The following is a 15,278-nucleotide window of genomic DNA, read 5'->3' on the forward strand; positions in this document are numbered from 1 at the left end:
ACTGCGGCGGGAGAGGGGAGTTTCCATTTCATACTAGGGATGGTTCACCCTCGCCTCGCGTGCGGGCGAGGGGGTGAGGGGGAATTAATCACTGTCAATCTAATGCCACATAGGATCTATTCTCTATGCGTGCTGTTCTAGCCATTCCAAGATGGCTTTGGTTGTCTCTTCAGGCATTTCTTGTTGAATCCAATGACCACAATCCAGATTGACAACTTCTACATTAGGCACGAAGGTTGTCAGAGTTTGCGACTTCTGAACAGAATCTCGGTCACCATAAATCATGAGAGTCGGCTGCTGGATAATTGGATTTACATCGGCCAACAAATGCCAATTACGGTCAAGATTGCGATACCAATTGATGCCACCCGTAAACCCTGATGCGGCGAAGGCCGAGACGAAAACGTCCAGTTCGCTCTCGCTCATGATTGGCTCACCAAGTGGTACTGCGATTTTGGCAAGATTGATCAATGCCATCCCTGGCTGCGGCTCGGCAGGAGGGACATTCTTTCGATACATGTTGCGAAGAAACTGGAAACGATTAGCATCAAATACGGCATCTGCCACGCCTGGCTGGCGATTGAAATGCACGAAATAGAAATCGTCGCCAAACACGGCCTCCATAACCTCGATCCAAGGCTTTTCGCCGCGCTCAATATAGGGAACACTCAGATTAATCACCTTGTTGACCCGCGTGGGATGCAACAAGGTCAAACCCCAAACGACCATTGCCCCCCAATCATGGCCGACAAAGGTGGCATTGGCATATCCATAGTGATCAAGCAGCGCAATCAGATCACCCGATAAATGTTGAATATCATAGGCGCTTACATCAGTTGGGCGCGATGAGTTGCCGTAGCCCCGCTGGTTTGGGACGATAACATGGTAGCCGGCGGCGGCAAGGGCAGCCATTTGATAGCGCCAAGAAAAGGCATGCTCAGGCCAGCCATGACAGAGAACTATCGGTTTGCCGCCATGGGGTTGGCCCGCTTCAAAGACTTCGAGGTCTACGCCATTAACGGAAATAAAGCTGGGTTTAGGAAAATCGGTTGCATTAACCATCGTCATTGTTTCCTTCGCTATTGGTTGCTTCAAAAATTCGGCAGAGCATGGGTTGTGCTGTTGTTGGTTCGGCAGTTTGTTAGCCAAAATCTCAACCGCCTGTTTGCGATGCGCGGAGTATAATAGCCCAATGATGACAGCATTCTGTCACCATTCTAAAATTGTGGGCAAAAAGAGGATGCTGATGGATAAAGTGGAACGACTCATCTCGATTATTATGATCTTGCTGAAAAAAGAACTTGTTTCAGCCAACGAATTCGCCCAATTATTCAACGTTTCTAAAAGGACGATCCTGCGCGATATGGATGCATTGAGTTTGGCGAACATCCCGATCTACGCGGTTCATGGGGTCAACGGCGGCTATGGCATTATGCAAGAATACAAGGTTGATAAACGCCTCTTAAGTAGCTCCGATTTACAAAATATATTAACTGCGCTCAGCGGACTAGAACAAATCTTCCTGCCTGAAGAGGTTGAAAGAACGATTAAAAAAATTGAGGCAATGGTTGGTCAATTGGCATTGAATCGTGCGATTTACTTGTCATTTTATGCTTGGGAAGGTCGGTCTGAGCTACTTGAAACCCTCAAGACCTGCCAAGAATCTATATTAAAGAAAAGACTGGTTTTGTTTGATTATACGGATAAAGATGGAACTATAACGCAGCGAATGATCGAACCCTACGAGCTGCATTTTAGCGAATCAACTTGGTATTTGAAAGGATTCTGTTTAGATCGCCAAGCCTATCGAAGTTTCAAATTAGCGCGGATCGATCACATGACGATGGATACCCGCGTATTTCCTTCGCGAGATAATAGCACTACACAAGGCCACGAAGCCCCGTACCTGCCGCAACTGATCACGATTAAGGCTTGGATCGCGCCCAGCATCAAAGACCAAATTATCGAACGCTATGGGCGCAAAAATCTTGAAGTTCAGCATTCTGGTGTATTGCTAGCAACTATGGAGATTCCACACAATCAGCTGGGATTTCAATTTTTAGCCAGCTTCGGCAGGCAGCTCAAAGTTGTTGAGCCACAAGCCTATGTTGAAGATTTTCAGCAGTATTTAGCTCAAATGCTTGCCCACTATTCTTCATAAAGGTCTCGGTTCAGCATCGCTGACCCAATGAATACAAATAATCAATGAATCGTAGCTAGTAATGGTAAGGATTGACAACTAACGATAGTTACGTTATTATCAACTAACGATAGTTACGTTATATAAAAAGGATTTGAACCTATGGCCCTGTTTAATCATCAACTGGCAGAACAAATCACGGCGTTAGTGCTACAACGCTATCGCAGTTTGGGGCAAGCATTAGGGGCAACGACCCTAGCCGAGGAAGCCGCCGCCGAAACCGCTTTTCAACATAACCTTAATTTGTTGATCGAGGTGGCCAATGGGCGGCATATGCGCAGTGAAATTATGTTGCGCCGCATTGAATTGGCACTTGAGCAATTGCTTGATTTGTTGTTGGGCAATGCCTTACAAAGTAAAGCGGTGTTTCCTGAGGATTTTTGGCAGAGCGAGATTGGCATTTTGGTGTCGCGCACGCGCTGGTGGATCTCCGCCGAAGATTTAATTACGATTAGCAATGCTGCTGCGCTCGCCTTTGGTCAGAACAATCAAGCCAATCGCATGCGGATTTCCCGAGCAATCGATAATGGCCTGCTGGATTGGGTTCCCGATCCATCAGTGGCTAATCCGCAGCAAAATCGACGGGTGTTGCGTTCGCAAGTCGAGCGTTTGCGCGATTTAAGTCGTTTGCCAGAACTTGGCGATTAAAGGAGCAGCGATGAATCAGCCAATGCCCCAAACTGCCAGTGAATTAGGCTTGATGCAGGGTTTTCCACCTGCATCAAGGGTTGACCACGCCCAACAATTACTCAAACCCTATAATCGCTGGAGTTTCCAACATATTCAGTTGCTCAACCCAGTCGCCGATGTCTGGCGTGGCACTGAGCCAAGCAGCCCATTTGAGTATGATCTACACGATTTAGATTCTATAACGTACAAAAATTATCTTGGGCAGGAATTGAGCTTTAATCATATGGTTGAGCAAAGCTACACCGATGGCCTGATGGTTCTGCATCGAGGCAAGGTAATTTACGAACGCTATTTGAATAATATGCAGCCACAAACATTGCACGCTTGGGCTTCAGGCAGCAAATCGGTGACTGGCACGTTGGCTGCGTTGCTGGTCGCTGAGCAAGTGCTTGATCCGCAAGCAACGGTTGCCTACTATTTACCTGAACTGGCCAACAGTGGGTTTGGTGATGCAACCCTCGCTCATGTGCTGGGCATGAGCACGGCGGTAGGCTTTGCCGAACAAACTAGCAATTTGGTTACCGAAAATTTCAAGTATGGAGTGGCCTTGGGTTGGAATCCGCGTCCAGCCGATTATCAAGGCCCAACCAATGTCTATGAATTTTTGCCAACCATGCTGAACACTGGCGAGCATGGACAACGCTTTACCTACCAAACTCCGAACACCGATGTGCTGGCGTGGATTATCAAGCGCGTGCTGAATTGTAGTTTAGCCGAGGCAGTATCAACCTTTATCTGGCAAAAACTTGGGGCTGAGCGCGATGGGCTGTGGGTGGTTGATTCGGCTTGTGCTGAAACCGCTGGCTCTGGTTTTTGTTCAACGCTGCGAGATATGGCGCGATTTGGTCAAATGTTGCTCGGGCGGGGCGCATTCAACAACCAACAAATTTTGCCTGAAGCGGCTGTTTTGGCGATTGAGGCTGGGGGCGATCAAATAGCTTTTGGGTGGAGTGCCATCGCCCATCCTAGCAACGCCAACTATTCCTACAACTATCAATGGTGGCATACTCACAATCAGCATGGCGCTTATATTGCCAATGGCTACGGTGGGCAGATGCTCTACATCGCACCCAAAGCCGAGCTAGTTTTTGCCAAAATGAGTTCATACCCTACCCCTACGGCTGATGGCTCGGAATTTTACGCGGCTATGGGCGCAATTCCCAGCTTAATTGCCGCATTACAATACATATTCGCGCTTTGATCTTACCGCGATCAATCGTTCTCTAGACCCATGTTGCTAGCGCACAGTTGAGCTATGCTAATCACCAGATGATCAATTGTTGATAGCGAATACCAACTACACTGCCGCAAGGCGGTGTTTACTTTCTGTGCGAGGAACTATGCAGCCTGAATATGCCATTCGAACCGTCAATTTGCAACGAACCTATAAAACCAAAGAACGGATCTTGAAGGCGCTTGATGGGGTTGATTTAGCGGTACGGCCAGGCGAATTATTCGGTTTTCTCGGGCCAAACGGCGCTGGAAAAACTACCACGATCAAAATTTTAACGACATTGTTATTGCCAACTGGCGGCACAGCTGAAGTTTGGGGCTTCGATGTGCTGCATGAAGCCGATGCAGTCCGCCGCCATATCAATATGGTTTCGGGCGGTGAATCGTCGGGCTATGGCTTGTTGACTGTGCGCGAAAATTTGTGGATGTTTACCCAGTTTCATGGCATGGATAGCAAACTAGCCAATAAACGCATCGACGAATTGCTCGAAGTAATGGGCTTGGCCGATCGGGCTAAAACTCGCGTGAGTTTTCTTTCGACAGGCTTGCGCCAAAAAATGAACTATATTCGTGGTTTATTGACCGATCCTGATGTGTTGTTTCTTGATGAGCCAACGCTTGGGTTGGATGTTGAGGCGGCTCGCACGCTGCGCACCTACACCCGCCACTGGCTCGATACTAATCCAGGCAAAACCGTGGTGCTCACCACCCACTATATGCAAGAAGCCGATGAATTATGCGATCGGGTAGCAATTATCAGCGGCGGCACGATTTTGGCCTGCGATACACCAACCAGCCTCAAACATTCGCTGCAAGAAGATGTGGTGTTTCGCTTATTCACCACACCCGTAAATCCGGCCTTTTTGCAAGCAGTTGAGCAAATTGCGGGTGTGCAAAGCATCAGCCAACGCAGCGGTGATCAGCGCGATGAATTAAGCCTGATTCTCCGTGATGATGCGATTTTGCCCCACGTGTTGAGCCAACTGGCCGCGCATAATGCCGGTTTGTTGTCGCTCGAAAAACGCCAACCAACCCTTGAAGACGTGTTTGTCAACCTCGTTGGCCACTCATTATCAGAAAGTGAGGCCAGTGCATGAGCGTGATTCTCGATAAACATACAGCAGTTGAACGTCAACCCAACCCACGCCGTGGTAAAGGGCCAAGTGCTTTTACAATCTTTTGGCGCTCAGTCATTGGGCGGGCTTATCCACGGATTATCGGCACGCAACGCGAACTAAGTTGGTTGTTTTTCGATATCTTTTTGCCATTTATGGCCACCATGTCGTATGTGTTGGTCTATGAGGCGATTGGTGCGCCAGCTTCCTACAAGGGCTTAGTGTTGGTCGGCGGAGCCATGACCGCCTTTTGGCTGAATGTGCTTTGGTCGATGGCGATGCAGTTGTATTGGGATAAAGAGCAAGGCAATTTGCAACTATATATGCTAGCCCCAACCTCGCGCATGGCAATTTTGACGGGCATGGCCTTGGGTGGGTTGTTTGCAACGACGATTCGTGCCGCAATTATTTTGATTGGTGGCTCGTTGATCTTTGGCATTCGCTATCAAGCCACCAATTGGTTTGCCTTGGTCGGCATTTTCTTCTTGTCGCTAATTGCCTTGTATGGCATGGGCATGCTGCTCAGCTCCATTTTCTTGGTTTATGGGCGCGGCGCTTGGCAGATGACCGCCGCCTTGCAAGAGCCAGTTTTCTTTGTTTCCGGCTTTCACTTTCCAGTTAAAGCGCTGGGCACGGTCGTCGCAACTGGAGCTTCGGTTGTACCGTTGACCTTGGGTCTTGATGCAATGCGCCAATTGCTGTTTCCTGAAATGATGCAGCAATTTCAATTTTTGAGCGTTGGCACTGAAGCAGCAATTTTAGCAGGCCTAGCCTTGGGCTTTGGCCTTGTCGCACGCTGGGCCTTGCTGCGCATGGAGCGCAAATCACGCCAAGATGGCCGCCTGACCGAGCGAGGCAATTAAAGTCAAAAGTCAAAGGGCAAAAGGCAGAAATAAAAATAAAACCCAAAAAGAAATTTCCAGAATTAACATTAATTCTAGGGTTTGCTCATAAGGGATTTTGCCTTTTGATTTTTGCCTTCTACCTTTACAAAGGGGTTTCTATGCAGCGATTTTTGCAGGCGTTTCGGGTGGGCTTTTGGTTGGGCTGGAAAACCGAAAGTAACTGGACGAATCCGCTTTTTTATATTTTGTGGTCGTTGTTAGTGCCAATGTCGAATGGCTTGATTATGACTATGATGCTGCGGGTGTTGCAGCGCACTGGTAATGTGAATGGGGCAGATCTATTGCCCTACGTGTTTATCGGCACGGTGGTTTATTCGATTGTGGCCTTGTTGCTGGATAGTATGGCGTGGGCCGTGCTCGAAGATCGCGAACGAATGGGCATGCTCAAATATATTGCGATCACGCCATCGTCGATGTATGGCTATTTATGGGGCCGTGGCTTTGCCAAAGTTTCAGTCAATTTCCTGGCAGTGCCGCTCACCTTGACCTTTGGCGCGTTGGTGCTCGATATTCCAATTCAGCTAAGTACGATCGATTGGCCGTTGTTGCTGGCGGTGGTGGTGCTTGGTTTATTGATTGTCACCTTTGCAGCCCAGATTTTGGCGGGCGTGACCTTGATGATTGCCCGCCACGCTGGCTTTGTCGGTCAAGCAGTTTCCGGTGCACTATACCTTTTCACTGGAGCCTTGTTTCCAATTACCGTGCTGCCAATTTGGATGCAAACGATTGCTCGCGCCGTACCATTGACCTATTGGCTCGAGGGCATGCGCCGTGCTTTATGGGTCGATGCCCGCAATCCAGCCTATAAAACCGGGCTTGAACAATTGAGCACCAGCAATCTACTATTAATTTTGGTTGGCGCAGCCGTGGCAATGGCAGTAATTTCGATTCCATTGCAGCGCCGCGCCGAACATCGGGCCAAAGAAAAAGGCTTGTTAGATATGAACACGGCTTACTAAGGCGTGAACAGCACTTTGCCACCAGTCATATTGTTTTGATACAGTTCAAGGGCGTTTTGGGCTTCAGCTAGCTTAAAACGCCCTTGAATTGTTGAAGCCAACTCATCAATCAACAATTTTTGGATATTTTTGGTGATTCGGGCAAAATTCAAAGGGTTGATCTGGCTAATCCAATCGGTCAACCAAAAGCCCGTCACATGTTTATTTTCAAAAATCAAACTTCGTGGATCGATTTGGCATGTACCGTCGGCCAATGCACCATACACCATCACCGTGCTCCCCTTGGGCATCGCTTTGAGCACTTGCCCAACTAATTCCCCGCCAACTGCATCAAAGGCCAAGTTGGCTTGCTGAGCGACACATAGGCTGGCAAGTTCCTCGGTAAAATCAGGGCTATTGGAATTAAGCACATATTCGGCCCCTAAAACCCGCAATAATTCAACCTGCTCCTGCCGGCGCACAATGTTGATCAGCGTTATTTTTTCGCGTTGCGCCAAGCGCACCAACATCCGGCCCAATTGGCTTGCAGCGGCAGTTTGCACTAAGGCTTTGGCGTTGCGCTGACGGGCAATTTCGAGCAAAGCCCAAGCACTCACCGGATTGACAATCGCTGAGGCGGCTTGCTCAAAACTCAGGCTATCGGCCAAGGGCAGGCATTGACGCGCCGCCACAATCACATAATCGGCCCACGCGCCATCATCATCGGGCGATTGGGTGGCAAACGAAACCCGCTTGCCCAGTAGCACTTTGCTATATAATTGATCACCAGTGCTCACAATTGTGCCACTACCTTCGAAGCCAGGCACGGCAGGTAGCGGCTTTGTGATACCATAGACACCATTGATAAACATCATATCCGAGGGATTGATCGGGGTGGCAGCGACTTTGACCAAAACTTCATGCGGCTTGAGCGGGCGTAAACTGCGCTCGACAAGCTCAAGTTTGGCCAAATCGCCGCTATAATCGCTGATAATCAAGGCTTTGCTACGAATAATCGTCGGATCAAACGCTGGTTGTTCGCTCATAAAATCCAGATCCTTCTCTAGGCACGGTGCGCTGCTATCATACCGCGTTTTGGCCGGAATGATCGCCCTATTTTTAACAATCTGCTACTTGACGCTGCCTTATTTTGCAGTATGATCAAGATAGTTAGTTAACTTAACTAAATTGTAAGCGGCAATGTAGCCGTTAGATACAGTGATCTACTATGACAACAAGCCGTGAATATGCCCAACAATTCATTCAATTGATCGATCGTACCAAGCGTATGCCCTTGGATGGAGCCTATGCCAAAATCCATGAGCTAGGGTTATCGCATTCGCATCTACGGGCGATGTTTATTTTGGAGCACCAACCAGGCCTGCCGATGAAGGATTTGGCTGAAGCGTTGGCGATGACTCCTCCTTCAGTCACGGTGCTCACGCGCAAACTTGAGGCCAGTGGTTTACTCGAACGCCTGCCCGATCAAGTTGATAGTCGGCGGGTGTTGTTACAGCTGAGCGCCGATGGTTCGCGGATGCTCGCCGAGATGCACAATGCCCATCTCGATCGCTTTACCCAGCTACTGAGTGGGCTTTCGCCCAGCGATCAAGCCCAATTTTTGGAGCTGATGAATCGCGCGGTCGAGGCTTTGGAGCGGATGTATCGCGAGGAATCTGAGGTCTAACCAACATGAGCATCGAGCTTGTCCATTTCTAGAAATTCCATAGCTTTGGTTATGATCACCACCCTTCCGTCCCGCCTCAAGGCGGGAGACGCAGGGGGTTTTCATCCCCCTGCACCCCCTAAAGGACATTTAGAGGACTCTTGTATGTATTCACCGATAAATCAAATCCTAGGACTATTAGCTCGCAACGGAATGCAATTAAAGTCTCACGATTGTTAGGCGATAATCTGTTCTTGATCGTCGAGGTTGTTCCAGTAGGCGTGGGTCATGCGCTGCGAGTTGAAGGCTGCGCCAATTTGGCCACTACTGGCAACCAAAATCAAACCACCCTCGCCACCTTCGATCCGTTGGCCCAGCACTGCGACAGCGGCTTCAGCGGCTGCTTGCACATCCATGCCGCGTTCGAGGTTTTCGATGGCTCGCCGAGCTAACAACACGCGGGCAATGGTTTCGCCCCAGCCCGTGGTCGAACAACCACCAGCATGGCTATCGGCATAAAACCCACCGCCAGGAATTGGCGAATCGCCGATTCGGCCTAGGGGCTTGCCGCTCATCCCACCAGTTGAGGTGGCTGCTGCAATATTGCCCAAACCATCAAGTGCTACCGCCCCTACAGTATCGGCAATCGTTTCGCTATCAGTGCTACCCGAATCAACTTTGAAATCGCGATCGCCGCTGGCCCATTGAGCATGCCGTCGAGGCGTGATCAAGCTGGCATTATCAACGAATTCAACGCCAGCTTCCCGCGCAACTGCCTCGGCATCAGCTTTGGCAAACAAAATATGCGGGGTTTTCAGCACTGCCTGAGCGGCCAAAATGGGATTTTTGATGCCTTCGACAGCGGCAACTGCGCCTACATCAAGGCTCGTGCCATCCATCAAGCCAGCATCCATTTGCACAAAACCTTCGCGATTGAGCACACTGCCATAGCCAGCATTGAAGGCGGGCAAATCTTCCAAAACAATCACTGCGGCGGTAGCGGCTTCAAGTGCCGTGCCACCGGCTTGCAATACCGCCTTGCCTGCTCGCAATGCAGCTTGAATTCCAGCAGCGTGGTCTGGGCGTAATGAATCGGGAATATCGCCAGCGCCACCGTGAACGGCAATTGCTAAGGGCATAGATACCTCATATCGAATTAAATAAAAAAACTACGCCCAGCAATTATACGCTAGACGTAGTGATTTTTTAGAAGGCTTTTTTGAGCAAACCAATCGCGCCTTGTTTCCACGGCACGCGATGGGTCACCCCTGAAGCATTGGCAAATGAGTTACGATTGTCGATATACCACTTGAAGTTGCGAATCAAGGCATCTTGGTTGGAGAATTTGGGCTTCCAGCCAAGTTGGGTTTCGGCTTTTTCGATTGAGACAAATGAGTCTTTCGAGGCCGTTTCATAAACCCACTTGTAGAGCGGCGAAACCCGCAAAAATTCCAAGGCTCGCAGCGTCCAAATGGCTGGGGTTGCTGGCGAACCGATGATCTTTTTGCCATGGCCAGCGTAATCAAGTACTGCTTGATAATCTTCCTTCATGGTGGCGAATTCTTTTGCACCCATATTGAAAGTATCGTTAGCAACTTCAGCAGGCAAGGTCATCGATAGATAAATCGCATCGCAGAGATCTTCTACATCAAGCAATTGATAGCGATTTTTGCCATTGCCAATCATTGGGAAGTTGTGGCCGTCGATCGCCCAATCGTAGAGCAAGGCGAAAACACCGAGCCGTTCTGGCCCGATAAACGATTTTGGACGAATAATTGGCACTTCCATGCCTTTGGCGCGATATTCCAAGGCCACATATTCGGCCATCACTTTGGCTTTGCCATATGGCCCAACCCCATCCAAGCGGTCGTTTTCCACCAAAGGATGGTGATCGGGAATGCCATAAACTGCGGTTGACGAGATGTGAACCACCCGTTTTACGCCATGTTTTTTGGCAACTTCCAGCACATTGCGCGTGCCATCAATATCGGTCGAAAAAATATCTTCGGCTGGATAGAGAGGCAAAGCCGCAGCAGTATGCACAACGAAATCAACACCTTGCATGGCCCGATCAAGCCCAGCAACGTTGCGAATATCGTCTTTAACAATCGTGATATGATCTTTGAGATCGGTATAGGTCCAATCGGCAAAATCATAGGAAACTAAGTCGTAGCCTTTGGCATCAAGGTAGCGCAAAAGGTTAATTCCAAGGAAGCCTGCGCCGCCTGTTACGAGCACTTTTTGACGAGTCATGATTGTATCAATCCTCAAACAATTCAATTTTAGATTATTTGCACATAATATCACAATTTGTTGGGGCTATGCTACACTAGGGGTTAGGGATCAGCGATCAGGGTTCAGGGATCAGATGATAGGGAAGTATACATATTCTTTTCCAACAGAATCTAGCCCCTCATCCCTAGCCCCTGGCCCCTTCAAGTAACAATTTCGCGCATGAGGCGCTGTTTGATATGAGTGTTGACGTTGAAGTTTTGCGGCAATTTACCCGTTTTGCTGCACTCGATCCATTAGCTTTGCGCGATCTTGCCCGGGCGATGGAAGTTCGTTCATTTCGGCCAGGCCAATATTTGGTGCTGGAAGATGATCCGCGGTTTGGCTTATTTGGCATTTTAGAGGGGCGGGTGCGGCTTTCACGTACCGCCAGCGATGGCCGTGAGCAGGTGCTCTCAATTGCTGAAACTGGCGAGCTGTTTAATATCGAGCCATTTGTTGATGCTGGGCCAGCTCCGGCAACCGCCCGCGCCATGGCTCCAACCCGCTGTGTGCATTTGCCAACCGCCGCCTTGCCCGATGTGTTACGCAGCCATCCTGAATTTACCTTGATTTTGCTGCGCGATTTGGCGGCTCAAGCGCGTGATTTGGCGGTGTTGCTGGAAGATTTGGCGTTTCGCACGGTGCGAGCACGTTTGGCACGAATTTTATTGCACGAGGCGGCTGATGGAACCGCTGCCTTAACCCATCAAGAATTGGCAGCTCGTGCAGGCACGGTGCGCGAAATTATTGGCCGAACCTTGCGCCAAATGTCCGATGAGGGCTTGGTGGAGTTGGCTCGTGGCCATGTGTTAGTCTTAGATATGCAGGGTTTGGCAGCGCTGATCGAAAATTAAGCTAATTCAATATATTCATACACATCATTCAGCTTGAGTTGCGCATTAATCGCCTCAAGTTGAATTGTTTGTTCTAGTGACCAAAATTCGATCAATAACCAACGGTGATCCGTTTGACGCAGATACAACTCGCAATGGCAGCGATCTTGGGCAATCACGAGGTAAATTTGCAAGCTGCTGATGGTTCGATAATGTTCAAATTTCATGCCACGATCATAATTTTCGATGCTTGGCGATAGCACTTCAATTAAACATGTTGAATTAAGCAGGGTATCAGGGCGTTCACTGCCAAATTCCAATGTTCCACAGGCAACCGAAATATCAGGATAAGTATACAAACCTGTTTGACTAATTTGTAAACGGAGATCACTAGGAAAAACTCGACAAGGGCTTTGGCGCAATTGCTGATGTAAACTGGCAATAATATTGCTAACAATTAAATTATGGCGAGCGCTAGCCCCAGTCATTGCATAGACTTTGCCTTGATAGTATTCGTGTTTGATTCCTGTTTCTTTTTCAATTGCTAGATACTCATCGAACGTTTTAGATGGTATAGCCTCAGCGCTCATAACGACTCCTTACCAATAAAATTCATCCTTCATAATTCCAAAAAGCGCTTGATCGCTTGCTCGGAGCTAAGTTGCGGGTCGGCTTTGAGCCATTGTTGGTGCAGCCGCAAAAATGGCACAACATGATGCGTGCCAAGTTGGACTTCGCGCAAGTAGAGGCGGCTCATGGGGTAGGCCGCTTCGTAATAGCCTGAGCTATGAAAACGCTTGACTGTGGTTTCAATATCGTAGATCACCACCCGATGTTTGACCCGCCAACCCTGTGGCTTGCGCTCGGCAATTGCATATTTGGCCCACGGATTGCCATCAAGCGGCTGGCCAACTGCTCCGGTGGTAACGATCATGCGACCATCCCAAGGCCGAAATTGCGGAATATGGTTGTGCGAACGAATGATTGTTTGGGGCGTATCGACGAACATCGCGGCTAATTCGCGTTGCGGGGTAATTGCAAAAACTGAATCTTGATCGTGGCGCGGCGAGGCATGCACCACCAATAAATCATCGGTGTGATAGGTAGTAGCAAGATTATGTAATGCTGCCCGTTCAGCTTGGCTAAATTGATTGACCGTCCAAAGCGAGGGCTTCCACAAATCGCTGGCCCATTCTGGCGGTCGCACGGGCAAATCATAATCGCGAATATAGCGCTCATGATTGCCTGCCAGTAAGGTATAGCCAGTGGCACGAGCCAAATCGAGGCATTCACGCGGATCAGGCCCACCGTTGATCACATCGCCATTAATGACGACGTGATCAACCGCTTGGCCTTGAAGATCGGCCAGTACAGCCTCGAAAGCAGCTAAATTGCTATGAATATCGCTGAGGATGGCAATTCGCATTATTCTGCATCTGGATCTGTGGGTGGTTCCCACGGATACACAATCCACTGATCAGTTTCAGCGGCAAAGAAATCGGGCTTGCCTTCGACCTTCGATGAACCTGGTTTGAAGTGCAGCACCGCAACTTCATAGTTGGCTCCCGCAGTATCGAGCCGTTGTTTCACAGCAGCGATCGTGCGGCCACTATCCCAAATATCATCAATTACCAATAACTTCTTGCCCACAATCAGCGGATCACTGGGGAATTGCAAGAAAGTAGGGATTTCACGGGTTGTGCCAATTCCAGTGTAAAATTGCACCGCTGCAACCAGAATATTGCGCCAGTTGCGACGTTGGCTAATCAAGCAGGCTGGAATCATCCCGCCACGGGTAACAACGAGCAAGGCATCATAATCATTATGCAATTGTTCGTTAATAATTTCAACTAATGATTGAATTTCATCCCATGAAAGGACATGTTTGATGGTCATACGTTCTGCCTCGTTGAATCGCATTAGGCCTCTCATCGTGGGGGACCTCCCCAAACTAGGCGGTAATGAGCGCCGTCAATTAAGCTATTCGCGCTATTGTACCAGATAGGAGCTAGTATGAAACATTCTTCAACCGCGATCGCCCAACTGTTGCTCGAGGCCGGAGCGGTGGTGCTTTCGCCTGATCGACCGTTTCGCTTTGCATCGGGCATTCTTTCGCCAATTTATTGCGATAATCGTTTGTTGTTGGCCCAAGTTAGCGCCCGCCGCACCATCACTGAAGCTATGTGCCAACAAATTAGCGATGAATTATTGAACACCGAAGTAATTGCTGGAACGGCCACTGCTGGCGTGCCATGGGCGGCGTGGGTTGCCCATGAATTAAGTTTGCCAATGGCCTATGTTCGTTCAGGAGCCAAAAAATATGGCCGTGGTCAGCAGGTTGAAGGCGGGGTGCAAGCCAATCAGCGGGTCGTCGTGATCGAAGATCTGATCAGCACGGGCGGTAGCTCGCTCGATGCCGTGGCAGGGTTACGTCAGATTAACGCACTTGTGGCCGATTGTTTTGCGATCTTTACCTATGAGATGGAAGAATCGAAGCAGCGCTTTAATGCTGCTGGCGTGCGCTTGATGACCTTGACCAATCTTTCGACTTTGTTGGATGTTGCGGCCCAACAAAACTACATTCGGGCCGAACATCGCAGCTTAATCAGCGATTGGGCCAGTGATCCGGCTGGTTGGGCTGATCGGGCTGGAATTAGCGCTGAGTAATTATCGCCACTTACAGATAAACTTCAGAGCACGAAACCTAGTTCGTGCTCTTTTTAATTAACTGGTTGTCCAAGGCATTAATGTCGCAATCACCCGCTCGATATGCAGTTCAAGCTCAGCCTCAGCCAAAATATTGATTTGCGCCAAGGCATTGCTGAACGAAGCCAGCGCCAAGGGCAAAATCCCCAATGAAATCACGGCGAGCAAAAACGTAGGATGGCTAAATTGTTGAAATTTGCCTTCAGCCCGCAGAGCCTCGAAAAATGGCTGCATCATGGCGCTAAGCGGGCGTAATTGCTGCATAAAATAATTCAGCCGTTCGCCACCAGTAATGCTTTCGTGCACCATCAAACATGGTACTTCGCAAAAGCTGGCCGAGAGCCGAATAATTGTGGCAAGTGAGCGTTTGATCACGGCGCTTGGTTCGTGCTGCTCGGCAATTGCGCTATTGACCAATGGCAATAAGGCCGCGAGATATTCGGCCAGCGCTGCATCGACCACCGCCTGCCAAACCGCATCTTTCGAGCCAAAATGGTGCCGCAATAAGCCATGGGTTACCTCGGCATGGCTGGCAATGTCGCGCAAACTAATCCCTTCAAAGCCCTGCATTGCGAAGAGCGTGCGAGCGCTGACCAAAATCCGCTGGCGGGTTTGTTGGGCGGTGCTGTCGGGCTGGCGACCGCTGAGTTTTTCGTTAGGTTGGTTCATTGTTAAGTCATTTCTAGAATTAGTAGTATCCCCTCACCCCAACCCCTCT

17 protein-coding genes are annotated in these 15,278 nt (G+C 49.3%); 9 read left to right on the forward strand and 8 right to left on the reverse strand.

The window, feature by feature from the left end; translation table 11 throughout:
• Nucleotides 1–123 precede the first annotated feature (123 nt).
• A complete protein-coding gene (locus DEF47_RS14865) occupies nucleotides 124–1,062 on the reverse strand; it encodes an alpha/beta fold hydrolase (RefSeq protein ID WP_041304548.1) in 939 nt (312 codons plus the stop codon).
• Nucleotides 1,063–1,246: 184 nt separating this feature from the next.
• Between DEF47_RS14865 and DEF47_RS14870 the strand changes: the two genes are divergently transcribed.
• From DEF47_RS14870 to DEF47_RS14895, 6 genes are all read left to right on the forward strand, one after another.
• Nucleotides 1,247–2,161 carry a helix-turn-helix transcriptional regulator gene (locus DEF47_RS14870; protein WP_041304550.1) on the forward strand — a complete coding sequence of 305 codons (915 nt, stop codon included), beginning with the start codon at nucleotides 1,247–1,249 and terminating at the stop codon, nucleotides 2,159–2,161.
• A gap of 141 nt (nucleotides 2,162–2,302) precedes the next feature.
• Complete coding sequence (locus DEF47_RS14875) at nucleotides 2,303–2,848, forward strand: hypothetical protein (RefSeq protein ID WP_012190413.1); 546 nt, start codon at nucleotides 2,303–2,305, stop codon at nucleotides 2,846–2,848.
• A gap of 10 nt (nucleotides 2,849–2,858) precedes the next feature.
• Nucleotides 2,859–4,091 (forward strand): serine hydrolase domain-containing protein, encoded by a 1,233-nt coding sequence (locus tag DEF47_RS14880; RefSeq protein ID WP_012190414.1) that lies wholly within the window; start codon nucleotides 2,859–2,861, stop codon nucleotides 4,089–4,091.
• A 139-nt stretch (nucleotides 4,092–4,230) separates the two neighbouring features.
• A complete protein-coding gene (locus DEF47_RS14885) occupies nucleotides 4,231–5,220 on the forward strand; it encodes an ABC transporter ATP-binding protein (RefSeq protein WP_012190415.1) in 990 nt (329 codons plus the stop codon).
• Nucleotides 5,217–6,101, forward strand: a complete 885-nt coding sequence (locus DEF47_RS14890) for an ABC transporter permease (protein ID WP_012190416.1) — start codon at nucleotides 5,217–5,219, stop codon at nucleotides 6,099–6,101. The genes DEF47_RS14885 and DEF47_RS14890 overlap by 4 nt, the downstream gene beginning before the upstream one ends.
• Before the next feature lie 140 nt (nucleotides 6,102–6,241).
• Nucleotides 6,242–7,102, forward strand: coding sequence for an ABC transporter permease (locus tag DEF47_RS14895; RefSeq protein WP_012190417.1), 861 nt, complete (start codon nucleotides 6,242–6,244; stop codon nucleotides 7,100–7,102).
• On the opposite strand, the gene DEF47_RS14900 is transcribed toward DEF47_RS14895, so the two are convergent.
• The gene (locus DEF47_RS14900) at nucleotides 7,099–8,127 is read right to left on the reverse strand and encodes a zinc-binding dehydrogenase (protein ID WP_012190418.1); all 1,029 of its coding nucleotides are present in this window, start codon (nucleotides 8,125–8,127) and stop codon (nucleotides 7,099–7,101) included. The two genes, DEF47_RS14895 and DEF47_RS14900, sit on opposite strands and share 4 nt — an antisense overlap.
• Nucleotides 8,128–8,309: 182 nt before the next feature.
• Between DEF47_RS14900 and DEF47_RS14905 the strand changes: the two genes are divergently transcribed.
• Complete coding sequence (locus DEF47_RS14905) at nucleotides 8,310–8,768, forward strand: MarR family winged helix-turn-helix transcriptional regulator (RefSeq protein ID WP_012190419.1); 459 nt, start codon at nucleotides 8,310–8,312, stop codon at nucleotides 8,766–8,768.
• A gap of 215 nt (nucleotides 8,769–8,983) precedes the next feature.
• Here DEF47_RS14905 and DEF47_RS14910 read toward each other — a convergent pair whose 3' ends face one another.
• Both DEF47_RS14910 and DEF47_RS14915 read right to left on the reverse strand, forming a co-directional pair.
• Nucleotides 8,984–9,886 (reverse strand): isoaspartyl peptidase/L-asparaginase family protein, encoded by a 903-nt coding sequence (locus DEF47_RS14910; protein WP_012190420.1) that lies wholly within the window; start codon nucleotides 9,884–9,886, stop codon nucleotides 8,984–8,986.
• Between the two features lie 67 nt (nucleotides 9,887–9,953).
• On the reverse strand, nucleotides 9,954–11,000 hold the full coding sequence (locus tag DEF47_RS14915) for an NAD-dependent epimerase/dehydratase family protein (protein WP_012190421.1): 1,047 nt from the start codon (nucleotides 10,998–11,000) through the stop codon (nucleotides 9,954–9,956).
• Between the two features lie 218 nt (nucleotides 11,001–11,218).
• Between DEF47_RS14915 and DEF47_RS14920 the strand changes: the two genes are divergently transcribed.
• Nucleotides 11,219–11,875, forward strand: a complete 657-nt coding sequence (locus DEF47_RS14920) for a Crp/Fnr family transcriptional regulator (protein WP_012190422.1) — start codon at nucleotides 11,219–11,221, stop codon at nucleotides 11,873–11,875.
• Here DEF47_RS14920 and DEF47_RS14925 read toward each other — a convergent pair.
• From DEF47_RS14925 to DEF47_RS14935, 3 genes are read right to left on the reverse strand one after another with little or no spacing between them, the layout of a single operon-like run.
• Entirely contained in the window at nucleotides 11,872–12,444 is a 573-nt protein-coding gene (locus tag DEF47_RS14925) for a Uma2 family endonuclease (protein WP_012190423.1), read from the reverse strand. The genes DEF47_RS14920 and DEF47_RS14925 overlap by 4 nt on opposite strands.
• A gap of 29 nt (nucleotides 12,445–12,473) precedes the next feature.
• Entirely contained in the window at nucleotides 12,474–13,280 is an 807-nt protein-coding gene (locus tag DEF47_RS14930) for a metallophosphoesterase family protein (protein WP_012190424.1), read from the reverse strand.
• The gene (locus tag DEF47_RS14935) at nucleotides 13,280–13,750 is read right to left on the reverse strand and encodes a phosphoribosyltransferase (protein WP_041306460.1); all 471 of its coding nucleotides are present in this window, start codon (nucleotides 13,748–13,750) and stop codon (nucleotides 13,280–13,282) included. The genes DEF47_RS14930 and DEF47_RS14935 overlap by 1 nt, the downstream gene beginning before the upstream one ends.
• Nucleotides 13,751–13,867: 117 nt before the next feature.
• Between DEF47_RS14935 and pyrE the strand changes: the two genes are divergently transcribed.
• Nucleotides 13,868–14,521 (forward strand): orotate phosphoribosyltransferase, encoded by a 654-nt coding sequence (pyrE, locus tag DEF47_RS14940; RefSeq protein ID WP_012190426.1) that lies wholly within the window; start codon nucleotides 13,868–13,870, stop codon nucleotides 14,519–14,521.
• 57 nt (nucleotides 14,522–14,578) lie between these two features.
• Here pyrE and DEF47_RS14945 read toward each other — a convergent pair whose 3' ends face one another.
• Complete coding sequence (locus tag DEF47_RS14945) at nucleotides 14,579–15,229, reverse strand: TetR/AcrR family transcriptional regulator (RefSeq protein WP_012190427.1); 651 nt, start codon at nucleotides 15,227–15,229, stop codon at nucleotides 14,579–14,581.
• Between the last annotated feature and the right edge of the window lie 49 nt (nucleotides 15,230–15,278).

It is taken from the genome of Herpetosiphon sp. (assembly GCF_003512625.1).
Taxonomy (GTDB): domain Bacteria; phylum Chloroflexota; class Chloroflexia; order Chloroflexales; family Herpetosiphonaceae; genus Herpetosiphon; species Herpetosiphon aurantiacus.